General features: G+C 42.0%; 28 protein-coding genes. 11 read left to right on the forward strand and 17 right to left on the reverse strand.

Annotated features, from left to right (window positions below; genetic code table 11):
* Positions 1-75 precede the first annotated feature (75 nt).
* From BMX50_RS10225 to BMX50_RS10250, 6 genes are all read right to left on the reverse strand, one after another.
* On the reverse strand, positions 76-1578 hold the full coding sequence (locus tag BMX50_RS10225; protein WP_091211081.1) for a RagB/SusD family nutrient uptake outer membrane protein: 1503 nt from the start codon (positions 1576-1578) through the stop codon (positions 76-78).
* A 25-nt stretch (positions 1579-1603) separates the two neighbouring features.
* On the reverse strand, positions 1604-5005 hold the full coding sequence (locus BMX50_RS10230; protein WP_091210436.1) for a TonB-dependent receptor: 3402 nt from the start codon (positions 5003-5005) through the stop codon (positions 1604-1606).
* A 277-nt stretch (positions 5006-5282) separates the two neighbouring features.
* Positions 5283-6473 (reverse strand): FecR family protein, encoded by a 1191-nt coding sequence (locus tag BMX50_RS10235; RefSeq protein ID WP_091210437.1) that lies wholly within the window; start codon positions 6471-6473, stop codon positions 5283-5285.
* Positions 6474-6565: 92 nt separating this feature from the next.
* Positions 6566-7168 (reverse strand): RNA polymerase sigma factor, encoded by a 603-nt coding sequence (locus BMX50_RS10240; protein ID WP_091210438.1) that lies wholly within the window; start codon positions 7166-7168, stop codon positions 6566-6568.
* Between the two features lie 173 nt (positions 7169-7341).
* Positions 7342-7893: a pyridoxamine 5'-phosphate oxidase family protein gene (locus tag BMX50_RS10245; protein ID WP_091210439.1), complete on the reverse strand. Its 552-nt coding sequence runs from the start codon at positions 7891-7893 to the stop codon at positions 7342-7344.
* A gap of 111 nt (positions 7894-8004) precedes the next feature.
* Positions 8005-9018, reverse strand: a complete 1014-nt coding sequence (locus BMX50_RS10250) for a threonine aldolase family protein (protein WP_091210440.1) — start codon at positions 9016-9018, stop codon at positions 8005-8007.
* A gap of 49 nt (positions 9019-9067) precedes the next feature.
* Between BMX50_RS10250 and BMX50_RS10255 the strand changes: the two genes are divergently transcribed.
* Positions 9068-9751 (forward strand): hypothetical protein, encoded by a 684-nt coding sequence (locus tag BMX50_RS10255; RefSeq protein ID WP_091210441.1) that lies wholly within the window; start codon positions 9068-9070, stop codon positions 9749-9751.
* Between the two features lie 353 nt (positions 9752-10104).
* Positions 10105-10689: a fasciclin domain-containing protein gene (locus tag BMX50_RS10260; protein WP_167667860.1), complete on the forward strand. Its 585-nt coding sequence runs from the start codon at positions 10105-10107 to the stop codon at positions 10687-10689.
* A 65-nt stretch (positions 10690-10754) separates the two neighbouring features.
* Here BMX50_RS10260 and BMX50_RS10265 read toward each other — a convergent pair whose 3' ends face one another.
* A complete protein-coding gene (locus BMX50_RS10265; RefSeq protein ID WP_091210443.1) occupies positions 10755-11303 on the reverse strand; it encodes a GNAT family N-acetyltransferase in 549 nt (182 codons plus the stop codon).
* A 2-nt stretch (positions 11304-11305) separates the two neighbouring features.
* Complete coding sequence (locus BMX50_RS10270; RefSeq protein ID WP_091210444.1) at positions 11306-11791, reverse strand: hypothetical protein; 486 nt, start codon at positions 11789-11791, stop codon at positions 11306-11308.
* 100 nt (positions 11792-11891) lie between these two features.
* On the opposite strand from BMX50_RS10270, the gene BMX50_RS10275 reads away from it, so the two are divergent.
* Positions 11892-12530, forward strand: coding sequence for a hypothetical protein (locus tag BMX50_RS10275; protein WP_091210445.1), 639 nt, complete (start codon positions 11892-11894; stop codon positions 12528-12530).
* Here BMX50_RS10275 and BMX50_RS10280 read toward each other — a convergent pair.
* From BMX50_RS10280 to BMX50_RS10300, 5 genes are read right to left on the reverse strand one after another with little or no spacing between them, the layout of a single operon-like run.
* Complete coding sequence (locus BMX50_RS10280; RefSeq protein WP_091210446.1) at positions 12503-13411, reverse strand: alpha/beta hydrolase; 909 nt, start codon at positions 13409-13411, stop codon at positions 12503-12505. The genes BMX50_RS10275 and BMX50_RS10280 overlap by 28 nt on opposite strands.
* A 47-nt stretch (positions 13412-13458) precedes the next feature.
* Entirely contained in the window at positions 13459-13911 is a 453-nt protein-coding gene (locus BMX50_RS10285) for a DoxX family protein (RefSeq protein WP_091210447.1), read from the reverse strand.
* Positions 13912-13947: 36 nt separating this feature from the next.
* Complete coding sequence (locus BMX50_RS10290; RefSeq protein ID WP_091210448.1) at positions 13948-14223, reverse strand: MafI family immunity protein; 276 nt, start codon at positions 14221-14223, stop codon at positions 13948-13950.
* Between the two features lie 10 nt (positions 14224-14233).
* Complete coding sequence (locus BMX50_RS10295; RefSeq protein ID WP_091210449.1) at positions 14234-14716, reverse strand: NADH-quinone oxidoreductase subunit B; 483 nt, start codon at positions 14714-14716, stop codon at positions 14234-14236.
* Positions 14709-15320, reverse strand: a complete 612-nt coding sequence (locus BMX50_RS10300; protein WP_091210450.1) for an NADH-quinone oxidoreductase subunit A — start codon at positions 15318-15320, stop codon at positions 14709-14711. Before BMX50_RS10300 ends, BMX50_RS10295 begins: the two co-directional genes overlap by 8 nt.
* Between BMX50_RS10300 and BMX50_RS10305 the strand changes: the two genes are divergently transcribed.
* Positions 15319-16533 carry a BaiN/RdsA family NAD(P)/FAD-dependent oxidoreductase gene (locus tag BMX50_RS10305; RefSeq protein ID WP_091210451.1) on the forward strand — a complete coding sequence of 405 codons (1215 nt, stop codon included), beginning with the start codon at positions 15319-15321 and terminating at the stop codon, positions 16531-16533. The genes BMX50_RS10300 and BMX50_RS10305 overlap by 2 nt on opposite strands.
* Before the next feature lie 713 nt (positions 16534-17246).
* On the opposite strand, the gene BMX50_RS10310 is transcribed toward BMX50_RS10305, so the two are convergent.
* The gene (locus BMX50_RS10310; protein ID WP_091210452.1) at positions 17247-18128 is read right to left on the reverse strand and encodes a glycosyltransferase family protein; all 882 of its coding nucleotides are present in this window, start codon (positions 18126-18128) and stop codon (positions 17247-17249) included.
* 197 nt (positions 18129-18325) lie between these two features.
* Here BMX50_RS10310 and BMX50_RS10315 point away from each other — a divergent pair, with 197 nt between their 5' ends.
* The 3 genes from BMX50_RS10315 to purE all read left to right on the forward strand — a co-directional run bounded on the left by BMX50_RS10315 (position 18326) and on the right by purE (position 20533).
* Entirely contained in the window at positions 18326-18715 is a 390-nt protein-coding gene (locus BMX50_RS10315) for a hypothetical protein (RefSeq protein ID WP_091210453.1), read from the forward strand.
* Between the two features lie 66 nt (positions 18716-18781).
* Positions 18782-19921 (forward strand): 5-(carboxyamino)imidazole ribonucleotide synthase, encoded by a 1140-nt coding sequence (locus BMX50_RS10320; RefSeq protein WP_091210454.1) that lies wholly within the window; start codon positions 18782-18784, stop codon positions 19919-19921.
* Positions 19922-20035: 114 nt separating this feature from the next.
* The gene (gene purE, locus BMX50_RS10325) at positions 20036-20533 is read left to right on the forward strand and encodes a 5-(carboxyamino)imidazole ribonucleotide mutase (protein ID WP_091210455.1); all 498 of its coding nucleotides are present in this window, start codon (positions 20036-20038) and stop codon (positions 20531-20533) included.
* 133 nt (positions 20534-20666) lie between these two features.
* Here the strand turns inward: purE and BMX50_RS10330 are convergent, their stop codons facing one another.
* Complete coding sequence (locus BMX50_RS10330; RefSeq protein ID WP_091210456.1) at positions 20667-21230, reverse strand: YqgE/AlgH family protein; 564 nt, start codon at positions 21228-21230, stop codon at positions 20667-20669.
* Positions 21231-21338: 108 nt separating this feature from the next.
* On the opposite strand from BMX50_RS10330, the gene pdxH reads away from it, so the two are divergent.
* From pdxH to BMX50_RS10350, 4 genes are all read left to right on the forward strand, one after another.
* Positions 21339-21986, forward strand: a complete 648-nt coding sequence (gene pdxH, locus BMX50_RS10335; protein WP_091210457.1) for a pyridoxamine 5'-phosphate oxidase — start codon at positions 21339-21341, stop codon at positions 21984-21986.
* On the forward strand, positions 21983-22480 hold the full coding sequence (locus BMX50_RS10340) for an NADH-quinone oxidoreductase subunit C (RefSeq protein WP_091210458.1): 498 nt from the start codon (positions 21983-21985) through the stop codon (positions 22478-22480). Before pdxH ends, BMX50_RS10340 begins: the two co-directional genes overlap by 4 nt.
* Before the next feature lie 123 nt (positions 22481-22603).
* Entirely contained in the window at positions 22604-23452 is an 849-nt protein-coding gene (locus BMX50_RS10345) for a cupin-like domain-containing protein (protein ID WP_091210459.1), read from the forward strand.
* Between the two features lie 131 nt (positions 23453-23583).
* Positions 23584-24780: an NADH-quinone oxidoreductase subunit D gene (locus tag BMX50_RS10350; protein WP_394332308.1), complete on the forward strand. Its 1197-nt coding sequence runs from the start codon at positions 23584-23586 to the stop codon at positions 24778-24780.
* A gap of 169 nt (positions 24781-24949) precedes the next feature.
* On the opposite strand, the gene BMX50_RS10355 is transcribed toward BMX50_RS10350, so the two are convergent.
* The gene (locus BMX50_RS10355; RefSeq protein ID WP_091210460.1) at positions 24950-26050 is read right to left on the reverse strand and encodes a S1C family serine protease; all 1101 of its coding nucleotides are present in this window, start codon (positions 26048-26050) and stop codon (positions 24950-24952) included.
* 13 nt (positions 26051-26063) lie between these two features.
* Positions 26064-26633 carry an RNA polymerase sigma factor gene (locus BMX50_RS10360; protein WP_091210461.1) on the reverse strand — a complete coding sequence of 190 codons (570 nt, stop codon included), beginning with the start codon at positions 26631-26633 and terminating at the stop codon, positions 26064-26066.
* Positions 26634-26734 lie beyond the last annotated feature (101 nt).

Consider the following 26734-nt stretch of genomic DNA (forward strand, 5'->3'; position numbering starts at 1 on the left):
CGTTTTACCAGTCGTAAATATAAAAGACTGGCTTGATATGGCCAGTCTTTTATATTTATTATTTGCAATATACAATTACCAACCCGGATTTTGGGTCAATTTACTGTTAGTGCTTATTTCACGCTGCGGTATTGGCCACAGGTAATATTGTGCTTTAAAGGTTACCCCCTGCTCTGTTTGTGAAGCAGTAGGATCGGCAAAAGTATTTGACTGTGGCAGGTAGGCCATGTGGGTACGCTGCATATCAAAGTACGCCTTATTTTCGTAAGCAAGCTCATGGTACCGCTCTTTCCAGATAGCCTGACGAAAGGTATCTTTAGTTAAGCCGCTTAAAGCAGCCAGTTTGGCGCGCGTACGGATAGCGTTTACGGCCGCATAAGCATCGGCAGTGGGGCCATTCACCTCGTTTGACGCCTCAGCGTAAATTAACTGAGCTTCCGGTAAACGCAATAAAGTCCAGTTCTCATCGCTGTTGCCACTTTGTGCAGCGCTTTCAACCTGGAAATATTTATAGAGCGCGTGCTCACCAAATTGAATGATGTTGTTTGGGCTACCGTATTGCGGATAGCTTGAGAAATAAAACTGGCGCTCCTCAGTGCGAAGGTCGCCGGCCTCATAACTTGCCACAAACTGGTTGGTAGGGATCATTGCACCCAGGTGGTCGCCGTATGCACCAACTAACAAGTTAAACGGAATAGTTAACTGAGGAATAGCGTTGGTTTTAGTACCTACCAGGTAGTTGATCTGGAAAATTAGCTCCTGTTGATTTTTATGCGCATTATCATGCAAATATGCATAATCGTTAAACAACGAATACCAACCTAAAACCGGCTGAATTTCAGATGCCGCTTTAGCATAATTTTCGGTTTGCTTTAGCGGGAAGCCGGCAGTTGTTAAGTAAACGCTGGCTAATAAAGTTTTTACCGCACCCAAAGAAACACGGCCAGTTGCATCTGTATTTGGCATACCTGAGGCTTCAGCGGCCTGTAAATCGCTGATGATTTGTTTGTAAACGTCGGCTACAGGTGTACGTGAAGGGTATAGATCAGGGCTGCTAACCGTTTGTGAAGTGATAATCAGCGGAACATCGCCATATAAACGCACCAGATGGTAATAGTAAAACGCCCTGAAAAAATATGCCTCTCCTATTAGTTTCTTTTTTAACCCATCATCCATAGGAGATATGCCAGGGATCTTTTCGATGGCAAGATTTGCATTGGCAATACCCTTATAGCAATTTGACCATACGGTTTCAAAACCGGGGTTAACAGCATCAGTACGTTGGTGGATCACGTTACCATTATTAACACTTTGCCCTAATGAAGTAGCATGACCAGCAAATAACTCCATTGTAATGAACGGGCTTTCACCGTAAGCATCACCGTTCTGGAAAAAATACATGATGTTATACAAACCATTTACAAAGGTTTGCGCCTGGTTTGAGCTGGTGAAATAATTATTCTTAACGAAGTCTGTTTTGGCTTGTTCATCAAGATATTTTTTGCAACCGCTGTTTACGGTAGCCGCAAGGATAAGCAAAAGACCACCTACCCTGTATTTTTTAAAGTTAAATTTCATAGTATGATATTTTAACATTGTTTAATTATAGACTAACATTAACACCTAACAGGAAGGTACGAGGCTTCGGATAATCATAAAACTGGATACCCTGTGTAAAGTTACTTGAGGCATTGTAGGTGGATACCTCAGGATCATAACCGGTATATTTGGTTATCAGGAACAGGTTTTGCGCCTGCGCATACACCCTTAAACGGCTTAATTTTAACTTTTTAAGAATATTGTCATTAAAGGTATAGCCAAGTGTTACAGCTCTGCCACGAATAAAGTTACCGCTCTCAACTTTGGTTGAATAAATTTCAGTTTGGTAACGTACGTAGGCTGGCCTGTCTTCGGCTATGCTGGTGTTTTGGTTAGTTGGCGTCCAGGCGTTCAATACAGTTGCGTAACTGTTTGCCTGACCTGTACGGTCCTGACCAGAGTGACGGGTAAGGTTCATGATCTGGTTGCCGTAGTTAAACTGCAGATCAACACCTAAATCGATGTTTTTGTAACGGAAGTTGTTGCTGAAAGTACCGTAGCCATCAGGTATTGATTTACCAAGAATCACTTTATCAGCAGCACTCACTTTGCCATCGCCATTGGTATCCTGTATTTTCAGGTCGCCCGGTAATAAACCATATTTAGCAGCTTCCGTTGCTTCAGCAGTTCCCCAGGTTCCAAGCACCTTGTATCCATAAAAACTACCGGCCGGCAGACCAACGCGCATCAGGTTAAATTGCGACAGGAAGGTTGGATCAAGAAAGATATCATCGTTAGATGCACCTAATTGAAGGATCTTGTTTTTTAGGAATGAAATATTGAAGGTCGAATTCCAGGTAAAGTCCTGAGTTTTTATTGGAGTTGCGTTTATGGTAAACTCTAACCCTTTATTTTGTAAACGGCCGATATTTTTATAAACCGCGTTAAAACCGCTTGTTTCAGGCAATGGTGCATTTAATAACAATGCTTTTGTTTTTTTCAGGTAAGCATCCGCTTCAATATTTAAGCGGTTGTTAAATAAGCCCAATGAGAAACCTAAGTCATACTCGGCCGTTTTTTCCCATTGCAGATCTTCGTTACCAATTGAAGTTTGAGTAGTACCTACTGCACTGTTACCGCCGAAAGCATAACCAACTGTTCCGATATTTGCCAGTGAACGGTACTCGCCAATTTCAGAGTTACCGGTTAAACCATAACTCAACCTGAATTTCAAATCGGATATAGTTTTATTATCCTTCAGGAAATCTTCCTGTGATGCACGCCATGCAAACGCTGCAGACGGGAAGAAACCATATTTTTTATTAGTACCGAAACGTGACGAACCGTCTTCGCGGCCTGTTAAAGTTAACAGGTATTTCTCGTTGTAATTATAGTTTAACCTACCAAAAAACGATTGCATCTGCCATGCATCATAACCAGACTCAGGCTTGTCTGGTACGATACCAGCAGAAAGGTTATAATACTCGTAAAAGTCGTCAGACAATGTACCGGTTGATCCTTTTAAACGAAGCTGCTGAAAATTTTGACGTTCGGCACCTACAACCAGGTTTATACTGTGTACTTTATTAAAGGTTTTGTTATAAGTGAAATAGTTTTGCCATTGCCAAAACGTTCTGTTAAACTCCTCTATTGAAGCCGAGCTATAGCTTTGTCCTGCAACCGGGCCGCCAACAAGGCCGCTTTGGGATGCAGGGTTATAATTGGCTGATGTTGTTACGCCTAAAACGCTGCGGAATTCCAGACCAGGAATAATGTTTAAATTCAAATAACCATTACCGCTAAATATACGGTTACGGGTAAGTGATTGAATTTCGTTTGCCCGGGCTACCGGGTTATCACCGCCTTCAAGGTTTGGATAATCGGTACGTTTGCCATAAGTTCCGTCAGGGTATCTAATCGGAATAAAAGGAACCATCTCAATCAACATACGCGGAATGTTATTACCGCCAGTACCCTGATCCTGGTTACGGCCATCCTGGTAGTTATAATTTAAAGTAGCGCCAACTTTAACCCATGGTTTTATTTGATTGTCAAAAGTTAAACGTACGTTATAACGTTTCAGATAGCTGTTAATGATAATACCTTCGTCGTCGGCATAGTTCAGGAACAAACCATAGTTTACATTTTCGGCACCGCCGGTGAATGAAACGTTATGATTTTGACTTACAGATGTACGGGTTGTAGCTTTTTGCCAGTCAACGTCATACAACGGGTTCAGGTTTTGGTCAAACAGTTTACCTATCAGCGCAGTTCTTTGTGTTACCGGGTTACGATCGGTATAATCACCTGCAGCCCAGCCGGTAGGGTCATACTTTTTGATATTGGCGTAAGAAATATCTTCAACCTGCATAAACTCTTTTGAGTTAAGCACAGGTATTTCCTTAAACATATGGTTTACGGCCATGTAGGCATCATATGAAATGGTACCGCCTTTTTTACCACGCTTTGTGGTAACCAAAATTACACCATTTGCACCGCGTGTACCATAAATAGCGGTTGAAGATGCATCTTTCAGTACGTCGATAGTTTCAATATCGTTAGGATTGATAGCATTACCACCTTCTGTCCAAACCACACCATCCACAACATATAACGGATCGGTATTGGTATTAATAGAGCTGTAACCACGAATCCTGATCTTAGTGGCGCCACCAGGTGCACCTGAATTACTTGAAACGTTTACACCGGCAATTTTACCTGACAATTCCTGTTCAAGATTGGTTTGCGGGCGCTCCTGTAATTGCTTTGCGCCAACACTACCTACAGAGCCGGTAAGATCAACCTTTTTAGCAGTACCGTAACCAACCACAACTACCTCGCTCAACGCTTTTGGCTCTTCGGCCAAAACAACGTCTATCTGGCTTCTGCCGCCGATAGGTACTTCTTTGGTTGTATAACCAATAAATGTAAAAACCAGTGTGCCATTTGCATCGGGCGCATTAATGGTGTATTTACCGTTAACATCGGTTTGTAAACCAATATTTGTGCCTTTTACCTTAACGGTAACACCAGGAATAGGGCCTTTAGCATCGCTTACCGTACCCGTCACTTTAATTGGAGCAACAGCTACCTGCGATACAACAGGTTCATCCTTCTTTTTTACAACAATGGTTTGATCAAAAATTTTGTACGTAAGCGGCTGATCTTTAAAGCACTGATCAAGCGCATTTTCTATAGATACGTTTGCAACTTCAATGTTGATTGCTCCTGCTTTTGAAACATCCTGCTTGTCATACATGAAATGATAGCCTGTTTGTTTTTCAATTGAGCGGAGTACTTTTTCAACGGTAGTGTTTTTTTGGTGCAAAGTAACTATCTGGCTATAACTTTTGGCACATACATTGGTAAGGGCCGCAAGTATAATAAAGGCAGTTAGCTTCATGGCCAATATAAATTTGCGTAATTGAGGCCATGCCAAAGGCGTGGCCTTAGAATTAAAATTCATAAGTTTGTAGAGTTTGGGTTAAACATTAACTTTCAATTCATCGATTGTAGATTTTTGGGACCCAGATATTTACGCCGGGAAAGTACTGCGAATACTTCCCGGTTTTTTTATATGCTGGCTTTTGGGGTTTTAACACACGTGTTTAAACACATGATAAACCGTTTTACCATTTTGGGCCCAAGGGGTCGGACTAACTTATCTTAGGTATTTCTTCCATCATAGGGTTGTTTAAATTGTTAACAATTGGTTGCTTAATATAGTAGGTATAATAATTATGCTATTGTTGGATGGTGATGCGCTTATCTTCAATTTTATATTTCACCCCGGCATAGCCAAGCATGTTCATTAATTCGGATGCTTTTACATTTCGGGATATCCGGCCTGTAAATTCACGCTGCGGTATTTTGCCTTCATAGGCTACATCAACATCATACCAGCGGGCAGCCTGCCTCATAATGGCATCTATCCCCGCGTCCCTGAATTGAAAAATGCCGTCTTTCCAGGCTATTTCATCATCAACATCAACATCGTTAAGTACTTTCAACTTACCCGCTTTATTGAGTACAGCCTGTTGTCCGGGTTTTAAAATGCCTGTTGCAGTGCCATTGCTTATTTTTACTGATCCTTCTAATAATGTGGTTTTCATTTCGGCCTCGTCATTGTAGGCCATGACATTAAAATGTGTTCCTAAAACCTCAACTGTTGTGTTGTCGGATTTAACCCTGAAAGGCATGTTCGGATTTTTAGAAACCTCAAAGTAAGCTTCGCCGGTAATGGTGACCTCGCGTGTTTTTCCGGTAAATTTGGTTGGAAAAGTTAATGATGATTCTGAATTCAGACAAACCTTGCTCCCATCCGGCAAAATCAACTGATATTGCCCGCCGCGTGGAGTTGAGATGGTATTTATAACCGGAGCGTCAGCATTGATACCTGCTTCATATACCAGCTGACCGTTGCGGGTTTTGTTGATTTTAGTGGCTCCCTGTTGTGCAAGCAGGCCGTTTTGCGCACTATCAAGTGTAATGGTTTTGCCGTTAGCCAGCGTTAAAATTGCTTTGTTACCGCCCGGCAGAGCATCATTTTTAGGATGGATTTTGGCAATGCTCTTTTTTGTAACAACCTGCTTTTTTTGATTGCTGTAAATGTACGCGCCAAAACCTACAAGGAATAATAATGAAGCTGCAACACCTAACCTTCTCCACGGTAAATTGTTTTTCGCCGGGGTAACAACAGTTGGCTCGGTATTAGTCCTTAAAATCTGGGCGAGCATCTCATCGCTTTTTGACTTATCGAAAAGCGGACCATCGTCATCAAGGCTGTCCCATGCCTGGTGTATGAGCGAGGCAAGCTCGGCGTCCGTTGCAGATGAGTCGATGATTTCGAAAAGTTCATCGCGCTCACCCTCCGAGGCAGTGCCGTTATAGTACTTATTAAACAGATAATTCAGCCTAACGTAAAGTTCGCTCATAGTGTCGTTTTTCGGTATAACTGTATAATTGGCTACAGTGAGTTGGGGCAAATCTCATATACATGACACCCGCAGGATTAAAAAAGGGGGTATTACTTTTTAAAAAAATGAAAAAAATGTACCAGCGCCATTATAAGCGCTATAGCTTCGCGGTGCTCATGTACATATTCTTTTATGGAAGCGGTGGCTATTTGCAGGTATTTCTTTACCGTTTCACGGGATAGTTCCAGTTCATCGGCAATTTCATGGTATTTTAAACGACTGTGCCTGCTCATCAGGTAAATCTTTTGCTGCTGTGGAGGCAGCTTGTCTATCGCTTCATCAATCAGGTTATAATAATGATCAGATACCTGTGCTTCGGTAGTAAAAGGTACAATATTGGTTTCTTCCAACCTTTTAAGCTGTAGCTGCTCTCTTGAAACTTTGCGCAAACAGTTTAAAGCATGATTTTTGGAGAGCACAAACAGATATGCTTTGAAATTATCAACGTTGGCAAGGGTCTCGCGGGTCATCCAGATCTTCATAAAAACATCTTGAACCACCTCCTCCGCCAATTCAACAGACTGGGTAATGCGTAGGATATGAACACCTAAACGCTGATGATAAGCCGCAAATAACCTGCGAAAAGCAAATTCATTGCCTTCGGCAACCTGCAAAAGCAGCTCCTTCTCATCTGATTGAGTAAATTCAAACATAGGTTAATGTTGGTGCTACAAATATTATAAAAATCACAGTATTTGCAACATATAATTATATCGATGAAACCATCGTATAACTTTAAAGCAATTGAAATGTTTGAATAAAATATTCAACACCTCTATTCCTTAAAGTTGTTTTAACTATTAAGTATGTATTAAATAAATGGTTATCAATATAATGGCGTTGGTAAACCATCCAAACTAATCCTGTTTTTCTCCTGTTTATAATTGGCCAATCCTTGCTCGCCTTTCTTTTCCGCCCATTTAATAGCATAATCACGTTCGCCCAAATATTCATAAAGTGGTACGCTGAACCCGCATGAGGTTTGCACCATGTCTATATCGCCTACTATAATTTGCCGTGTAGCCATGTGAATGTCGAAATACCGGGAAAGCGTGTTCCACTCATCGTTACCGGCATCAGGCAAAATACTATAACCCTTACCGTACAGACGCAGGATATTAGGAGGCCCGTCAAAGGCACAGAACATAAAAGTGATGCGCCCGTTTTCGAGCAGGTGGGCGGCAGTTTCGTTTCCGCTCCCTATAATATCCATATAAGCCACGCGGTTGTTGGAAAGAATGCGAAAACTCGCGTTATCTTTTGGCGAAAGATTTACATGCCCACTGGATGTTAGCGGAGCAGTAGCCACAAAAAAGATTTTTTGATGAGCAATAAAATCCTTGTGATGTTCAAGTATCTCATTAAAAAACTTACCCATAATAAAAGGTTTTGATTAACGGTACTCAAATATAAGCACAATCGTTTTAGCATTACGAAAATAAATAGCCTGGGCCAAAATCATCTCCGGTATTTTGGCCCAGGCTCTACATTATAAGTCCTTCAATGCCCCTATCGTATACTCCACCTGCTCGGCATGTACATCAAGGTGTGTTACAAAGCGGATACGATTTTTACCGGTATCACTTGCCTTAATACCCTTTTCAGCAAGTTTAGCAAGTACAGCGGCGGCCGGCTCAACAGTATCAAACAATACGATATTGGTTTCAACCGGAACCACATTGCTTACCCATGATAACAAACTGAGTTCTTCGCCCAAAATACGGGCATGTGCATGATCTATTTTCAATCGTTCAACATGATGGTCAAGCGCGTAGATGCCTGCAGCAGCCAAAAAGCCTGCCTGGCGCATACCGCCACCCAATACCTTACGGATACGGCGTGCATATTTGATGGTTTCTTTATCAGCTAATAAAACCGAGCCTACGGGTGCGCCCAATCCTTTTGACAGGCAAACCGAAATACCATTAAAGTATTTTCCATACTCAACCGTAGCATCGCCGGTGTGGGTGAGCGCGTTAAAGATACGGGCACCATCAAGGTGAAGTTTTAAACCTTTCTCCCGGCACAGGCTGGCAATAGGTTTGATGTTTTCAAGCGTATAACAACTTCCACCGCCTTTATTAACTGTGTTTTCCAAAACCACCAAACTGGTATGCGGATAATGGATATTTTCGGCATTGATCTCGGGCGCTATCATTTCGGCTGTAAGGATACCGCGATAACCATCCAGCAACCTGGTTGACACCGCCGAATTAAAGGCAATGCCCCCACCCTCATACCTGTAAACATGCGCAGTTTGGTCGGCAATGAGTTCATCAAGCGGTTGTGTAAAACATTTGATAGCTATCTGGTTGGTCATGGTGCCTGATGGGCAAAATATAGCCGATTCCATACCAAACATCGCGGCGGCTTTAGCTTCAAGGGCATTGATCGTTTCGTCCTCGCTAAAAACATCATCTCCTACTTTGGCGCTCCACATAGCCTCCAGCATACCGGGAGTTGGCTTGGTCACAGTATCGCTTCGTAAATCAACAGTCGTCATATTAAATTTATAAATTTTGCGTTCTTTGTATCAGTATTCTGAACATGTTATGCGCTCAATTTTAATCATTTTATTTTTCATGCTGTGTTTTGTATCAGCAAAATCGCAAAAATGGCAACAAGGTAGCTTTACCGATATAAAGGGCAACCGCGAAACCGGGCTGATCCGCACCAATCCTTCGGGAAAAGGGCCTATTAAAGGTGAAGGTTTTATAGAGTTTAAGGACAACGAAAAGACTAATCCATATAAATTAAGCGCCAGCGATTTAAGATCGTTTGTTGTTGGACAGGATAGTTTTGTTGTGGCACACGCCCCTGCAAACGAATCATGGGCCAAAGAAGAAACCGATTTCGTAAAAGTAGTGCTTGACGAGCCCGTGAAGCTATTTATGGCTAAAGGAGGCAAAGGCGGCGGTGGCAGCGGCTTCGGCATTACACCCGGGATAGCAGCAGGCTACGGCACCGGCGGTTATGGCGGGGGAATTGGTGGCGGCATAGGTATTAACCTTGGCGGCGGCGGCGGTCGGGGTGGCAGCTTAAAAACAACATACTATTATGGCGAAACCACCGCCGGCATGAAACGCCTTACCGACGAAAACTTTGAAGATATCATGAGTGATATCATGGGCGATGAACCGGACCTGGTTGATCAAATCCATGAACATAAATTTAACCTTAAGAGTATTGATAAGCTCATTGCTAAATTTGATGAGCTGCAAAAAGCAAGACAGTAGAAAATTAATACCTTAAAGACTTACGAAGTTTTTGAAACTTCGTAAGTCTGGGTTCTCTCCCGCCCCTCTCTGGTATCCGCTACCATTCCTAACGTAAAACCTTTTCTTTTTTCGCAGTTTAACCTCGCCTTAGGTTTTAAAACGCGCCGCAAAACGCGTCCACTCCTCTTTTTTCTTCCCTGAACGTCACGCGTTTACCCACAAATGTTAATTAATTAAAAACCATTTAGTGTAATTACAAGTTATTAAACTATAGTAATTAACCAAATAAATAACTTTTAATTAATTATATCGACATAAACGACTACTCATTACATTTTAATTCACTAACAAAAACAGAAAGAAAGATGAACATGAAAAAGTCAGTTTTAATAGCCGTTGCTTCGTTAGCTATCGGATTTTTCTCCACCCAGACGATGGCTCAGACTCAGGATACGACCAAAAAGGACACTGCTAAAACAACTGCTGCTCCTGCTGCCACTTCAACCGCTGCCGCATCAAATGATGTAGTTGGCGTGATGGCAACTTCGACAAATTACGCGCCCATGGCGCTTGCAATAAAATCAGCTCAGCTTGAGCCTACTTTGCAGGCACCAGGCCCGTTCACCATATTTGCACCAAATGATGTTGCTTTTAGCAAATTGCCCAAAGCACAATTTGATGCCCTGATGAAAGATCCGGCTAAATTTGCCCCGATACTGAAATACCACGTAGTTGCTGGTAAATACACTAAAGCCGATATCATTAAGGCCTTAGGTGCAGGTAAAGGTAAAGCCGACCTGAAAACCATCGACGGACAAACATTGCATTTATCTGTAAACGATAAAAGCAACCTGCAGATCGTGGATGCCAAGGGCGCCGCAGTATTGGTGACGTCGTTTGACACCGAAGCGAGTAACGGTGTTATACACGGCGTTAATGGTATCATGACACCTTAATCACAAAATACTTTGTTTAATTTTAAATCCATGAAAAACCCGGCTTTACAGGCCGGGTTTTTCGTTTAAGATAAGTTTTTTAAATAATGTCCTTTAACTAACCTAAACTCAAAATATTTGCTTCCGGTTTCCTCATCGGTAAAATCTCCGGTAAGCGAAAAGCCTTTCTTCTTTAATAAGCTATGCGAACTTTTATTGGCCTGTTGAGGGCACGCGGTTACTAACTCAAAACCTAGTTTATTAAAGCCGGCTTCCAAAACTGTAGAAACAGCTTCCCGCATATAGCCCCGTCCCTGGTAGGCAGGGTGAAGCTCATACCCTATTTCGGCCTTTTTATCAGCAGGGTTGAGGTTCCAGTAGCAGATGGTTCCTATGAGTTCGGGCTTGTTCTTTAGCGTTATTCCCCAGTAGAAACCGTTGCCGCCGCTCACAATTTCCCCTATCTTATTAATAAATGATAAGGCCTGCTCAATTGTAGTGTCGCTGGGGCGGTCAAGATATTTGTTCACCTCCGCATTTGATCGGAGCGCCATTATTTGCAGAGCATCACTTTCAAGTAACCCGCGTAAATTCAAGCGATCGGTAACAAGCGTTGGCATTTCCGGAGTATTCATAGCTAAGCGATTTTTTTATTTTCCCTGTCGGCAATAAATACAACAGGTAAGCCTACACAAATTACCAGCGTTAACATCCCTACTATAATGGTGCTTACCGGGATATGATATCCCGGCTTCATGGTTATTTTGCTTAAAGGCACTACACCTAAATTCATAATAAGCCATGCCGCTATGCCGTAAATAATGCCTACGAAATATTTATTGCGCAATCCATTATAAAAGAAAGGGTAAAGCAGAAAGAACACCGCACTGAACAGAAAAGCAATCACATAGTGAAAAATTACCCCGGCAACTATAATTTCAGCCCCTCCCGCAAAAGCTGCCGGACCGAAGGCACCGCTGGCAATAAATTTAAAAATAACGCCAGGATTTACTTTATAATTCATGATCATGGCTGCAAGGCCATCGAGCGTACCCGTTATAAACCCAGCGAACAGGATATTGACAAGTTTACTTTTCTTCTTCGGGTTTACTTTTTTTAACATGGCAGAAATTTTATCCAAACATAAAGTTATTGTTTAAAAAGCGCCTTCTGTAATGAACTTTTTATGCAGCCGATAACATGACATTGCTTATTTTAGCTACATGCACGATGCTTTCAATATCGAAATACCTAAACTATTTGGTAGTGACCTTTACAGGAAAATTGTGATAAGCAAAGAAGGTGTAGCTGTTGAAAGCTCGCACAACGAAACCCCTCTGTTTATTTATTCTAATGAACTCGCAGCTTTCAGGTACGGAATGAAATTTATTACAGGTTATGCATTCACTATTGGCCGCCATTACTTTATTGAGATTAAAACCGAACATCAAAAAACCATCGTCATAAAATTCAGCAGCTACTATGGGTTCCGTAAAAAGGTTTACAGAAAGGCCTGGAGGGATATAGTGAATAACCTATGGAACCATTATTTCGTGCATCATTATCTTAGCTATTATAACCGGCATAAAAACGGTGAAAACTTTGAGTGTTTTGGAATAACATTTCAGGGCAATGGCATTAGTTGGGATAATAAAGGTTTATTGCCATATACCGAAATAGGCCTCAGCAATTATGTTAACTATTTCATGGTTTATAACAAAAAAAATAAAAGCCAGCAAAAAAGCTACAATTTCATGCACGATTGGAACGCACTTGTCTTGCAATCCCTTTTAAAAACACTTGTAAAAGAGCACCAGGCTACCGGAAACGAAAACTACTTCAGATATTCATCCATAAAATAAAACACCCTTTTCCTGATATCTTCAGCATCAAACATTACCCCGTAGTGAGGTGCATTAGGTACAATGATAAGTTCATTTTTAACTCCCGCAAGTTTAAGGTATGAACTTAGCAAAACCGATTGCGTGTAATTGACCGATTCGTCCTTTTCGCCCTGAACAATGAGAAATGGCGGATCGTTTTTATCAACATAGGTAACCGGGCTGGCTATATTAGCCAGATCGGGCCTATCAATTGCATAAGCGCCAAGGAGCAGGTTAACCGGACTTTTAGGATCGTTAACATCCGTACCTTTAAGTGACAGGAAATTTGACGGCCCGTAAAAATCAAGCGCCAGTTTTATTTTAAAATGGGGCTTGTTTCCGTTGGGATAAAACTCCTTAACATTATTGTTATTGGATAAAGTCAGTAACGATGCCAAATGCCCTCCGGCCGAAAAGCCAATCACCCCAAACTTATCCCTGTTAAGCTTATATTTTGAAGCGTTTTGATACAGAAACTCAATGGCTTGGTTACAATCCTGGATCTGTGCCGGAAATGGAGCGGTAGTGCTCCAGCGGTAATCAATTGAAGCAACTGCATAACCGTTGTCAATAAAACCCTGAACTGTTTTCTGCATATACCCCATATCAGCATACTTATCGTTCAGCATCCAGGCGCCACCATGGATCCAGATAATAACCGGGTAACTATCTTTTGCCGTTGGCGGCAGGTAGATATCCAGCAGGTGCTTTTTTAAAGTATCACCTGCATAGTTTATATCTCCGTACAATATAGTACCCTTTGGGAAAAATGGTTGTTTGGGGCTCGATGTTTGTGCATGGATTGATACAGATAAAGCACTGATCAGGACGACCAGCAAGGTATTGGTTATCTTTTTCATAATTGGTTAATTGCTTAAAGATAACGTATATCTGTAAAACTCGACAACTAAATCCCTACCGAAAAATACAATACCCAGGCTATAAACCACAATTGTAAAGGAATACGAAACCACAGATAGCTTGTGCCGCTACCATCATAAGTAGCCTTTTCAAAATTTACACGCTTAATAGCAGCATTGATATTAACAGGCAGCATTACTACAAACATGATAAGTAAAATGATCCCTGCAATATGCCTTGTGGAATTGATGATAAGTAACGGCCCAAGTATAATTTCCATCACTCCGGTTAAGTAAACCAAAGCGCCTTTAAATGGAATAAATGCAGGCATCATCATGACCATGCCTTTGGTAAACATAAAATGCCCTAATGATGCAAACCAAAGCATCAGCATCATGGCTATGTTGCCACTTAGTATGATATTCCATTCATCAACAAAGAGACGCGAAATAACAATCGTAAGCATAAAACTTATGATGAGAACGAGCAGGACTTTCATAAGGATTAAATAAGGATATTAAAATTAAGGTACCTCCTAATTTATTAAAGGAAGCAAAAAATCATATTCATCAGTTGGTAATTTTAACTCGTTTGCAATATCAGTTACAAGGGAATAAAACGCTTTGTTTATCGCAACATCATATTCATGGATTTGGGTTATCACACAGTCAAAGCTTAACCCCAATTCGTTATATTCAAGATACTCTTTGGCGTTAGTTATATCCCTTTCATTTAAACCTAACTGCTCAGCCAAATTTATCAGTGTCAATATCCGGCTTTTTATTTTTCTTTCTTTTCGCCAGCCAAACATAACAGTGCTATTAAGTCTTTATCAACTGCTCCCCTTCAATCTTCTTCTGTAATTCTAAAATAGCTCCTATGAGCGCTTCGGGGCGCGGCGGGCAACCCTGTACATACACATCAACCGGAATTACCCTGTCAACGCCTTTTACAACGTGGTAACCATGCTGCCAGTACGGGCCGCCGCAGTTGGAGCATGACCCCATCGAGATCACGTATTTAGGATCGGGCATTTGCTCGTACAGTCGCTTAATGCGTTCGGCCATTTTAAAAGTAACCGTACCTGCAATAATGATCACATCGGCCTGACGGGCAGACGGACGTGGGAAAACACCAAAGCGGTCGAGATCATAGGTAGAAGCCATAGAACCCATCATTTCAATGGCGCAGCAGGCTATGCCAAAGCTGAGCGGCCATAAAGATGATAAACGAGCCCAATTGAGCAGATCGTTCATTTTGGTTATCACTACACCACCATTCTCGCTTGTTATATCGTTACTCATTTGCAGGCTTTTTAAAGGTTGGTTTAAACATAGGTTTGCGGGCAGGCTCTGTTGACGGAGTGGCAGTAGCAGCGGCAGTTGCTGCAGTTGTTATTACCGTATCAACATTAAAAGCCTTTACCGTAAAGCGGCCTTGTTCCTGGTTTAATTGTTCATAAAGCGATGAGGGGATATGCACATCGGTATGCGGTACAACCGGGGTTGGTTTTATCCAGTCCAGGTCGCCTTTACGCCAAACGTATATTAAACCGATAATCAGGATGCCCAAAAACACAAACATCTCGGCAAGTGAAAGCCAGCCCCAGCGTGTATCCTGCGCCGCAATTTCATGGCTGCCAAACACCGTTGCCCATGGAAAAATAAATACCATCTCCACATCAAACAGCAGGAAAACCAGTGCTATAACATAAAAACGCGGATTAAAGGGCAACCAGGCATTACCGGTTGGTTCTTCGCCACATTCGTACGAGCTTAGCTTCTCGGCATTGGGATTATTGGGCGCTAAAAGTCTGTTGATAAAAAATATCACACACACCATTATTATCCCCGTAATAATAAAGATGAGTATCTTTCCAAATTCTGATATTTGCGAAACATCCGTCATGAGTACAAATTTAGTAAAACAAACAGATTTTGACGCTATAATAATTGGTGGGGGCGCATGCGGCCTCATGTGTGCCGTACAAGCAGGCCTTTTAGGCAAGCGGGTACTGGTACTTGAAAAAAACGACCGGGTTGGCGCCAAGATCCTGATCAGTGGCGGAGGGCGTTGTAACTATACCAATCTTTATGCTACCGATCAGCAGTTTATTTCGCAGAACCCACATTTCTGTAAATCAGCCTTTTCGCAGTGGACAGTTGATGACACCATCAGCTTTTTTGAAACTTATGGCATCACCGGCAAGGAAAAAACGCTCGGCCAGCTTTTCCCGGTAAGCGATAAAGCAAAGGATGTAGTTGAAGTTTTTACTAATCTGTGCGACGATCTTGGACAGGAGATCTGGGTTAATGCCGAGGTCAAAATTATTGAAAAAACTGACGATGGCTTTACAGTACGCGCTGAAGTTAATGGCAAGCAGGAATATATAAGCGCCACCAGCGTGGTAATGGCTGCAGGCGGTTTACCCATCCCCAAAATGGGCGCTACCGATTTTGGTTTGCGTACTGCACGAAATTTCGGTTTAAAAGTTACCGATACGGCCCCTGCCCTGGTACCGCTCACCATTACCGGCAAAGACCAGCCATGGTACGAGCAATTATCAGGCAACAGCATTTTTTGTCGTGTTTGGAACGACAAGGCGAGTTTTGAAGAAAATATCCTGTTTACCCACTGGGGCCTCAGCGGGCCTGCCATATTACAGATCTCCTCCTACTGGAAACCCGGCGAAACCATCAATATCGATCTGCTCCCCAATCAAAACATTGCCGACCTTATTCAACAGGAAAAAGAAACCAACGGTAAAAAAATGTTGCTGGCCTACATAGCATCCTTATATACCCGCAAGTTTGCCGAGGCTTTAAGTGATAAGCTCCCTTCTGAAAAAAACATGGCGTCGCTCACTAAAGCTGAAATAGAAAGTATTAGCGCACTCATCCATGAGTTTAAAGTTAAACCTGCCGGCGATAAAGGTTATGACAAGGCCGAAGTAATGCGCGGCGGCGTAGCTACCGATGAGCTATCGTCCAAAACACTGGAAGCTAAGAAGGTACCCGGATTATTTTTTGGCGGTGAGTGCGTGGATGTTACCGGGTGGCTTGGGGGTTATAACTTTCAATGGGCCTGGGCAAGCGGCTTTGTTATCGCGCAGAACATATGACCGTTGATTTTTTTGATTACGCTGATTTCGTTGATGCTATTGTCAACCAGCTAACCCTCCCTCTATCGTCTATTTGTCGTCGCGCGCCTCGACTCACAGTTGTTCGGAAGAAATAGAAAAGCATGGCATTGTGCGATTCCCTCCCCTGGGAGGGTGCAGGGAGGGGTTTCACCGATAGGGCTATTCGTTTAAAATGGTGCATAAACCCCTCCCTGCCACTACACAACTCTGCCGCACCCCTCCCCAAGGAGGGAATTAAAAATCTTCCAATTAAATCCTCTCCTCAATTGTAACAAATCGGGTGTCCCAATTTTTTGATTCCGAAAAAATCGAAAAAAGTCCTGGCGTTATTTTTTGTAAAAAGAAGACTGTTCCATTTTTTGAGAGTGGAAACGCGAAACACCTTAAAAATGAAACACACTGATTATCAAATATATAATCTTTCACACGAAACACTGTTAAATACCTGACTATCAATAACTAAAACTTTAAAGAGTAAAACTCTCTATTTCCAAGGCCGGCTAAAACACCTTCTTTATTTCGCCCTATTTTTAAGCTTTTTTGGATTTTTTTGAAATTGATTTCATCGATTATAAATGGAAGTGACAAAACAATGCCACCAAAATTACGGGTGCAAATACCGATCTTTCATGCCACCCGGCTAAAGCCGGGTGGCCGCATGGATAGTTATATTTTGAATAGCGTTTAATTACCTACCGCTCCACTATCTTGTAATTCCTATACTCACCAACGCGCCAGCCTGTAAGGTCTTCAATTTTTTGCAGTGCCTTGCGGCGGAAATCCATACCGGCCCTTAGCTTTTTGGAGTCGAAATCGATATTCCAGTTTGTGGCTGCTATGCGTTTTTGCATCGGTGCCGGATGTGTGCCCGTAAACCGGATCAGGCGATCTGCATTACCATAATCAAATTCATAAGTTTCGGGCAGGTGTTCAGCAAACCAGGTTTCGTCGTGATAAAACTTATTAAAGTTACGCACCTTGTGGGTTAAACCCTGGGGAGGCTTTGCCCAGCCATAATGATAGATATAGGCATCAATAAGCTTAACATTTATCTTGCGATCATCAAGCCTGAACCCTTGAGCATCGCGATAGGAATGGATCCCTTTGATATTCTTCAACAAACGGATCTCGCGGCGGTACCAGCGTCTTGAATGCCCATAGTAATCATATGAGCCATAAAAATGCAGGTACTTAAACAGTAAACCTTCAATATTGGGTTTATTTAAAGCTTCCTGCATTTCCCTTTTAATGAGTGGGTGATACTTTTCATGCACAGCTTCATCTCCCTGGATATAAAAACACCAATCGGCATCGGGCGATATGGCGGCGAAAGCTTTATCAGTCTCCACTGCAAATACCCTTCCACCTTCCCGTAATGACTCGTCCCAAACAGAGTCAATAATTTTAATGATCGGCGAGTTAATGCCCTCAATCAATTGCCGGGTACCGTCATCTGAGTTACCTACTACAACAATAAACTCATCGCAAAGTGGTAATATTGAAGTAATGGCCTCAACAATAGGATAATCGTTACGTACAGCGTTTCTGATAAAGGTAAAACCGGATACTTTCATAAGCGGCGTAAAGATAGATAAGAGAATCAAGATTTGCAGATAGAATCAAGACTTGCAGATGCAAGATTAGGGCATCGTTCAATGAGTACTATCAATTTGTGACATTGGGATTAACGCATTTTGCCTGCGGATGTGTTATTTTGCACATTAATAATGTACTGCTTAATTAGCAGTAACCCATATCAATAAATATCACTATGAAGGCACTCGCCAGGCAACTTTTTAAAACTTTTCTTTTTTCGGTAATCATATCTATAGTAGCAAGCTGTATATATTACGCACTTCAGCACAAAGGTGTAGGTGAAGATCTGAAAGCAATATTGCCATCATTATCCGAAGGTGTAGCCTTTTTGAACATCATCATTCTTGTAATGACATTACCTATGCTTTTTTTAGCAAACCCGGCTTATTACAATAATCTCTCGATACGGCTCGTACTTTACTATGCGGGATCAATTGTGTTCACAATTACCGCTTTCAGGCTGCAGTTAAGCCCCGAAAACAAAGCGGTTTACTTTATCACCGCAATTACATTTGTTATAGTGCACAGCGTTTTTTATTACCTGATGACCAAAAAACGCCGTTGAACCATTGTAGTTTAAAGCATTTATAGGCTTTTTGAAAGATTTAGGCTAAACTTGCAGTTGCAAAATATGAAAGCATTTTACGGAGATTTAAAACTTGGCATCTTAGGCGGCGGACAATTAGGCCGCATGCTGATACAGCAGGCCATAAACTATAACGTTACTGTTAAAATTCTTGATCCCGACCGCGAAGCGCCATGCCGTAAACTTTGTGATGAGTTTACTGTAGGCTCATTGGGCGATTATGAAACAGTATATAACTTCGGCAAAACTGTCGACCTGCTTACTATTGAAATAGAAAAGGTAAATGTTGATGCCCTCGAACAATTGGAAAAAGAAGGCGTACTGGTTTATCCGCAGTCGCGCATTATCCGTCTGATCCAGGATAAGGGCTTGCAGAAACAGTTTTTCAAGGAAAATGATATCCCAACAGCCGATTTCCAGATCATATCATCGCCACAGCAGCTTCAGCAAAGTTTAATACCGTTCCCTTATATCCAAAAATTGCGTAAAGATGGGTACGATGGTAAAGGCGTATATAAAGTAATTGACGAAAGTTACCTTGCCGGCGCTTTTAAAGAGCCAAGCCTTATTGAGCAATGGATAGATTTTGAAAAAGAAATTGCGGTAATTGTAGCCCGTAATGAAAACGGCGAGATCAGTACCTTCCCGATGGTTGAAATGGAGTTTAACCCTAAAGCCAATTTGGTAGAGTTTTTGATCGCCCCTTCTACCCTCCCGTTCGCCATACAGCAAAAAGCAGAGCAGATTGCCAAAAAGATTGCCGATAGCCTTAAAATTGTGGGCTTGCTGGCAGTGGAAATGTTTTTGGATAAACAAGGCCGCATCCTGGTTAATGAGTTGGCCCCACGCCCGCATAACAGCGGTCACCAAACCATTGAGGGCAACGTGGTATCGCAGTTTGAGCAGCATCTAAGGGCGATATTTAATCAGCCATTGGGCGATACGGCATGCCTCAATAATGCTATTATGGTAAACGTTTTAGGCGAAGCCGGTTATGAAGGCCCTGCAATATACCAAGGGATCGAGAAGATTTTAAAAGTACCGGGAGTGTATATTCATCTTTACGGCAAAGCTTTAACCAAGCCATTCCGTAAAATGGGTCATGTTACTATCGTAGATGCTGACAGGGAGAAGGCGATTGAAAAAGCACGGTTTGTACAGAAAACATTAAAAGTAATAAGCTAATACAGAGATAACCACGCGTCATTGCGAGGCACGAAGCAATCGCGAACTATACAGGGCGAACCTGCTAACCGGGGATCGCTTCATACCTCGCAATGACGCTTATAAAATACAACCATGAGTACTACAAAAGTCGCCATTATAATGGGCAGCAAATCCGATCTGAATGTAATGCAGGATGCTGCTGATGTTTTAGCCGAATTAGGCGTTGAATATGAAATAACCGTGGTATCGGCCCATCGTACGCCTGATCGTATGTTCAGCTATGCCCGTGCCGCTGCTGATCGTGGCATAAAAGTAATCATCGCCGGTGCCGGCGGTGCAGCACACTTACCGGGCATGGTAGCGTCATTAACGCACTTGCCGGTGATTGGCGTACCTGTAAAATCAAGCAATTCTATCGATGGCTGGGACTCTATCCTATCCATATTACAAATGCCAAATGGTATCCCTGTAGCAACAGTAGCTTTAAATGCCGCCAAAAACGCCGGTATCCTTGCAGCCCAGATCCTTTCAACAGCAGATGAATACCTGGTGAAAAACCTCATCGACTTTAAAGAAAATCTTAAAAAGAAAGTTGAAGAGTCGGCAAGGGAAATGGAGGATAGTGATTAGAGATTGGAGGTTAGAGATTAGTTAGCTCAAGCTTATACAAATTGAATGAGAAAAGGCCATAGTTTACTACGGCCTTTTCTCATTTCTAAATATCATAGTCTAATCACTAATCTCCAACCTCTAATCTCTCACACTAATTCAAAGCCGGATTTTCGGGAAAATTGGCAATGTGGGCGTAGCGCTGACCAAGGCTGATCACTACCTGTCGCCATAGATTTTGTTCGTCAAGGGTAAACAATGTTTCTACATCAAACTTGTTGGTCACTATCCAGCTGTCTTCTTTTATTTCTTCATCAAGTTGTTTTGGCGTCCAACCGGAGTATCCGGCAAAAAATTTAATTTCTTCGGTACTTAACTGGTAATTGGATACCAGATATTTCACCTGTTCAAAATCGCCGCCCCAGTAAAGCCCATCGGCTATTTCAATACCGCCCTCTATTTTATCGGGGGCACAATGTATAAAATGCAAAGTATTTTTGGCGACAGGGCCACCTTCATAAACAGGCATTTCGGAGTACGAAACATCGGGCAGCACATCGCCCAATAAATATTCGCTTTGATGGTTCAGAATAAAGCCCATAGCACCTTCCTCAGAGTATTCTGTTAAAATTATTACCGATCTCTTAAAATTCGGATCCATCATAAAAGGTTCCGAAATAAGTAAATGGCCTGCCGCGGCCGCTATTGGACTAAGCATAAAGTTTAGCGTTTAAATACATAACAAGCATAGTAAAAATATGTTCAATTATGAATAATGATTTACATCATTATATACGGCTTAATTAATTTGTAAGTTTGCATTAAAATGAATCAGCAGGAAATACAAAATTTAAGGCAGGATTACAGTGCATCTACCCTATCAGAAAACAGCACTAAAGGTGATCCTATTAAACAGTTTGAACAATGGTTTAACGAAGCTTTGGAGGCAAAATTGCATGAACCCAATGCCATGACGCTTTCAACAGCCACCATAAACGGCAAGCCTTCGGCGCGCATTGTACTTTTAAAAGGCTTCCATACAGGCGGTTTTATCTTCTTTACCAACTACTTAAGCCGCAAAGGCAAAGAGATAGCCAAGAACCCTCAGGGTGCATTAACCTTTTTTTGGGGAGGCCTTGAGCGGCAGGTACGTATTGAAGGTACTATCGAAAAAGTAAGCAAGGAAGAGTCTGAAAAATATTTCCATTCGCGCCCTAAAGGCAGCCAGGTTGGAGCTGTAGTATCGCCTCAAAGCCAGGAAATTGAAAGCAGGGAATTGCTGGAGCAAAAATGGAACGAACTGGAAGCAGAATATGCCGATAAAGAAGTTCCTAAACCATCATATTGGGGTGGCTACATCTTAAACCCGCAACTGGTTGAGTTTTGGCAGGGAAGACCAAGCCGTATGCACGACCGCATCCTGTATAAAAAAACTGATAAAAAAACCTGGAAAAAAGTACGCCTTGCGCCATGAGTTTTAATGATATTAAACAATTGCTCACCGAAAAATTTGGTGATGCTGTAATTACCGGCGAAGAGACCAGCGGTCTGCAACCCGCCCTGCTCATTAACCCGGATGATATTACAGCTGTATGCCTGGAGTTGCGCAACAATCCTAAAACTTATTTCGATTTCCTGTCGAGCCTGAGCGGGGTGCATTATAATGATGAGGCAAACCGTTTTGGGGTGGTTTATCATTTGGCGTCTATCCCATACAAAACCCAGCTTACTTTAAAAATAAGCAAGCCGCACCAAAAAGAAAGCTCTGAACTACCCGAATTTAAAAGTATAACCTCCGTTTACCGCACGGCCGATTGGCATGAGCGCGAAGCCTATGATTTATTAGGTATTTATTTTGAAGACCACCCCGATCTTCGCCGAATCTTATTGCCCGACGACTGGGACGGTTTCCCTTTAAGGAAAGGCTACCGGAACGCCGAATTTTATAAGGGGATCAGGATAGATTAATATCCTGTACCGATGCTTATATTTTTGAGCCGCAGGGCTTAACTATTTAAATCATATCCCGTATAATATCCATAGTTTAATTAAATCTTTTTATTAAGATTGTATAACCCTATTTATTAAACCATGGATATTATAAGGAGAGATAACATCACTTACGAGGAATTTATTGAGGAGCATTATAAACCCGGCATCCCGGTAGTTTTTACCAAGGCAGCCAAGGTTTGGAAGGCTAACGGCCTCTTCACCCCCGATTGGTTTCGTGAAAATTATCCCGACCGTAAAACCGATGTACGTGGTACTACTTATACCATGAAACAGGTTATGGACATGGTTGAGGCCAGCACTGAAGATAAGCCGGCCCCCTATCCTATGATTTTCGATATCCCTTCTACACTACCCGAGTTGATGCCGCTTTTGGATCCGCTTGATCTGAATTATGCATCTCCAAACTGGCTGCGTAACAAAATGTTCAACATAGGTAAATGGGGCGGCGCAATTGAAATGTTTGTTGGCGGCCCGGGTGGCAGGTTCCCTTATATGCATATTGATTATTATCACCTTAATGCATGGATCACACAGCTTTACGGCGAAAAACGCTTTACTGTATTCCCCCGCGGACAGGAAGACCTGCTTTACCCGCGACCAGATGATCCGTGGCGTTCAGAGTTGAATATTTTTGAGCCGGATTATGAGAAATATCCGAAGTTTAAAGACGCGACCCCTATACATTTTGTCGTGGGCCCGGGCGAAACATTGTTTATACCTTTTGGCACCTGGCATTCGGCGTATTCATTAACCCCTACTATATCGGTTGCTTTTGATACGCTCAACAACAAAAACCACAAAGAATTTATGAAGGACGTTTGGACCTTCAAAAGCCGCGATAGCAAAGCAAAAGCTCTGGCTATGTACAGCTATGCATGGGTAGCAACCCAGCTCAGCAAAATGACCGACAGATCGACAGTTAAATAACCGCTTTGTTTTACTTCATTTTTACAGGAGAAATAACCTGATAAATGAAAAAAAAAGCTGATTTTTGATATTCGGCCGTGTATCTCAAACAATGCGGCCGGATACTAATTTAACGGAATATAAAATTGGTCATTACGAATCCCAAATACGAAGAAGCCCTACTCAGGTACAATAAAAAGATAGCCGACGCCAGCGTTGAGGATATGATCCTTAATGTTGGTCCGCAGCACCCCTCAACCCATGGTGTTTTACGTCTGGAGTTAATTACCGACGGCGAGATAGTAAAAGAAGTGATCCCCCATATCGGTTACCTGCACCGCTGCTTTGATAAACATGCCGAATCGTTAACCTACCAGCAAACTATTCCTTTTACTGATAGGCTTGATTACCTGGCTTCCATGAATAACAGCCACGCCTTTGTAATGGGCGTGGAGCGTATGATGGGTATTGATAAGGATATCCCTAAACGTGTAGAATATATCCGCGTACTGGTTTGTGAATTAAACCGCATAGCATCACACCTGATAGCTATTGGAACTTATGGTATTGATATAGGTGCATTTACCCCTTTCCTATGGTGTTTCAGGGACAGGGAGCATATTATGGGCATGTTGGAATGGGCTTCGGGCTCGCGCATGTTATATAACTATATTTGGGTTGGCGGTTTGTTTTATGACCTTCCGGTTGGTTTTGAGGAACGCTGCCGCGATTTCGTAGAATACTTTAAACCTAAAATGGTTGAACTTAACCAGTTGCTTACCGATAACCAGGTATTTATTTCGCGCACCGCCAATGTGGGCGTTTTACCACTTGACGTGGCTATTAACTATGGCTGTTCAGGGCCGATGCTACGTGCATCGGGCTTAAAATGGGATTTGCGCCGTATTGATAACTATTCGGCCTACCCCGAAATTGATTTTGAGATACCTATTGGTAAAGGCCTGATGGGTAAAGTTGGCGACTGCTGGGACAGGTATAAGGTACGTGTTGATGAGATTGAGCAATCATTAAGGATTGTTGAGCAATGCCTTGACCGTTTGCAAAAAGAACTGAAACGCACGCCAGATTTTGATCCCCGTGCAAAAATGCCGCGCAAAACTATTCCCAAAGCTCAGGATTACTATGTACGCTGCGAAGGCGCTAAAGGCGAACTTGGCTTCTATTTTATGACCGACGGTAAATCAGAGATCCCAACCCGCGTAAAATCCCGCGGACCAAGCTTTAATAATCTTTCGGTATTACCCGAACTATCAAAAGGCGTATTAATTGCCGACCTGATAGCTATAGTAGGCTCTATCGACTTTGTATTGGGTGAGGTGGATAGGTAACAAGTTGTCTGAACTCGAATTTATGGAATTAAAGGAATTTATTGAATTTTTCCTACATTCTGTCCATTATCTAATTCCATAAATTCGAGTTCAGACACACAAAAAAAGAGACGCCTCACGGCGTCTCTTCTCATTTTAATATATTAATTTTTATTGAGTGGGCTATTGATCACTGGTTATATACTTTAACCATGAAAACATAGTTTTTAAGCTTTTTAAGCTGCTGCTTGCGGCTTAAACCGGCAAGCATATTTTTATTATTCAGGTTCAGCGTCTTCGATAATGAATCTGTTGGAATATTCTGGATAGTTTTCAGCAGATATGCTGATTTCTTTGCAAACGAGGCACCTGCCATTTGTGTTTGCCTTGCGGTAATAATGCCTATAACATTACCTTTTTCATCAAGCAAAGGGCCACCACTGTTACCTGGGTTTACAGGTAGCGATACCTGGTATTCCGTAGTATCGTTTGAGTAGCCGGCCGCAGATGACAACGAGCCCGCGCTAAATACTACATTATCGCCGGGATATCCCCAGGTATAAACATTCTCACCCAAATCACTTTCAGCTTTTTTCAAGTTATAAGGTACAGGGCCGAGATTCTTAAAAGTCGAATCGTTGATCTGCAATATAGCCAGGTCATATTGTGGCTCAGTATAAATTACCTTAGCGTGAAACGATTCGCCAGCTGCGTTCTGCACATAAACCGAATCTGCGTTTTTAATCACGTGATAATCGGTAACCAAATAACCATTTGATGTTAAGGCAAAACCAGTTCCTCTGAAATTGGCCGGAGGTGTCTTCACCGTTTTAGGTTTCACTATTGATGGATGACCTCCTGCTCCAATATGTCCAACCTCGGTTTTTAACGAATTGATTTTCTGGCTTAATTCCTCGTACTTCGATCTATCGTTACTTAATTTGCCCGTAACAATCAATATACTCAACACGGCAAATATCATCACCGAAGCCGCAACCGATATTTTTGAGTGGTGATTACGCCACATACGTACAATCCAAACCGGGTGGATCATCACTTCTTCTTTCAGTGCATGAACATCAATTTCAGCATGAATAACGTTTAAGCGATTTTCGAGCTCAAGGCGTTCGCCATATTGTTTAAGCAGGCCTATAAACTTAATATGCTCAGTAACTTTACTTTCAACAGCCGCATCATTTTTGCGGAGCAGCTCAAATTGAACGCGTTCTTCGGCGGTCATGCTACCGTCGAGGTACCGTTCAATAAACTCCGTAAGTTGGTTATCACTCATCTCTTGATCTCCTTTATTTTTGCTGAAAAAATAATTTCTTCAGCCTTTGCAGGCACTTGTACTTTTGCGTTTTGGCATTATCCGCATTGGTATAACCAAAACGTTCACAGATCTCCTGCATCGATCTGTTTTTAATATAAAAGTCCTCCATAATGGTTTTACAGGGTTCGCCTAATAATTGGAGTGCACTCTCCATTTTACCAAACTGAATATCCCGCTCACTATGGTTGTCAATCTCTTCCTCAACGGGCAGGTGTTCTTCAAAATCCCTGATATCACCACCGTACCGGTTCATCTGGCTTAACCTTTTAAGCCAAAGCCGCCTGCAAACCGAATATATATACGTTTTAAGCTTACTGTTAAGCTCAAAATCCCCGCCTTTAATCTTATTGTAAAGAACTATAATGGCTTCCTGGTAAATATCCTTGGCATCATCCTCATCACCATTGTTGTTAATGATCAACTGCAATATCATCGGAAAATAGGTTGTATAGAGCCTTTTAAGCACTACCTCCGAGTTATTCAGTATCCCAAGAACTATTTCACTATCTGTTGGAGCCGAAGCTTTTAAGTCTTTATTCACTCTTAATACTATTTAGGTCAAATTGTAACCCACTATTATCAAAAAAAATCAAACTAAAATAAATTAATAACATTGGCATTACATTTCATTGCCTGTAACAA

The sequence above is a fragment of the Mucilaginibacter gossypiicola genome (assembly GCF_900110105.1).
GTDB lineage: Bacteria > Bacteroidota > Bacteroidia > Sphingobacteriales > Sphingobacteriaceae > Mucilaginibacter > Mucilaginibacter gossypiicola.

Coding starts and splice junctions, on each gene's coding strand:
- BMX50_RS10225 (WP_091211081.1), bottom strand. CDS start 1,578: ATGAAATTTAACTTTAAAAAATACAGGGTAGGTGGTCTTTTGCTTATC.
- BMX50_RS10230 (WP_091210436.1), bottom strand. CDS start 5,005: ATGAATTTTAATTCTAAGGCCACGCCTTTGGCATGGCCTCAATTACGC.
- BMX50_RS10235 (WP_091210437.1), bottom strand. CDS start 6,473: ATGAGCGAACTTTACGTTAGGCTGAATTATCTGTTTAATAAGTACTAT.
- BMX50_RS10240 (WP_091210438.1), bottom strand. CDS start 7,168: ATGTTTGAATTTACTCAATCAGATGAGAAGGAGCTGCTTTTGCAGGTT.
- BMX50_RS10245 (WP_091210439.1), bottom strand. CDS start 7,893: ATGGGTAAGTTTTTTAATGAGATACTTGAACATCACAAGGATTTTATT.
- BMX50_RS10250 (WP_091210440.1), bottom strand. CDS start 9,018: ATGACGACTGTTGATTTACGAAGCGATACTGTGACCAAGCCAACTCCC.
- BMX50_RS10255 (WP_091210441.1), top strand. CDS start 9,068: ATGCGCTCAATTTTAATCATTTTATTTTTCATGCTGTGTTTTGTATCA.
- BMX50_RS10260 (WP_167667860.1), top strand. CDS start 10,105: ATGAAAAAGTCAGTTTTAATAGCCGTTGCTTCGTTAGCTATCGGATTT.
- BMX50_RS10265 (WP_091210443.1), bottom strand. CDS start 11,303: ATGAATACTCCGGAAATGCCAACGCTTGTTACCGATCGCTTGAATTTA.
- BMX50_RS10270 (WP_091210444.1), bottom strand. CDS start 11,791: ATGTTAAAAAAAGTAAACCCGAAGAAGAAAAGTAAACTTGTCAATATC.
- BMX50_RS10275 (WP_091210445.1), top strand. CDS start 11,892: ATGCACGATGCTTTCAATATCGAAATACCTAAACTATTTGGTAGTGAC.
- BMX50_RS10280 (WP_091210446.1), bottom strand. CDS start 13,411: ATGAAAAAGATAACCAATACCTTGCTGGTCGTCCTGATCAGTGCTTTA.
- BMX50_RS10285 (WP_091210447.1), bottom strand. CDS start 13,911: ATGAAAGTCCTGCTCGTTCTCATCATAAGTTTTATGCTTACGATTGTT.
- BMX50_RS10290 (WP_091210448.1), bottom strand. CDS start 14,223: ATGTTTGGCTGGCGAAAAGAAAGAAAAATAAAAAGCCGGATATTGACA.
- BMX50_RS10295 (WP_091210449.1), bottom strand. CDS start 14,716: ATGAGTAACGATATAACAAGCGAGAATGGTGGTGTAGTGATAACCAAA.
- BMX50_RS10305 (WP_091210451.1), top strand. CDS start 15,319: ATGAGTACAAATTTAGTAAAACAAACAGATTTTGACGCTATAATAATT.
- BMX50_RS10300 (WP_091210450.1), bottom strand. CDS start 15,320: ATGACGGATGTTTCGCAAATATCAGAATTTGGAAAGATACTCATCTTT.
- BMX50_RS10310 (WP_091210452.1), bottom strand. CDS start 18,128: ATGAAAGTATCCGGTTTTACCTTTATCAGAAACGCTGTACGTAACGAT.
- BMX50_RS10315 (WP_091210453.1), top strand. CDS start 18,326: ATGAAGGCACTCGCCAGGCAACTTTTTAAAACTTTTCTTTTTTCGGTA.
- BMX50_RS10320 (WP_091210454.1), top strand. CDS start 18,782: ATGAAAGCATTTTACGGAGATTTAAAACTTGGCATCTTAGGCGGCGGA.
- purE (WP_091210455.1), top strand. CDS start 20,036: ATGAGTACTACAAAAGTCGCCATTATAATGGGCAGCAAATCCGATCTG.
- BMX50_RS10330 (WP_091210456.1), bottom strand. CDS start 21,230: ATGCTTAGTCCAATAGCGGCCGCGGCAGGCCATTTACTTATTTCGGAA.
- pdxH (WP_091210457.1), top strand. CDS start 21,339: ATGAATCAGCAGGAAATACAAAATTTAAGGCAGGATTACAGTGCATCT.
- BMX50_RS10340 (WP_091210458.1), top strand. CDS start 21,983: ATGAGTTTTAATGATATTAAACAATTGCTCACCGAAAAATTTGGTGAT.
- BMX50_RS10345 (WP_091210459.1), top strand. CDS start 22,604: ATGGATATTATAAGGAGAGATAACATCACTTACGAGGAATTTATTGAG.
- BMX50_RS10355 (WP_091210460.1), bottom strand. CDS start 26,050: ATGAGTGATAACCAACTTACGGAGTTTATTGAACGGTACCTCGACGGT.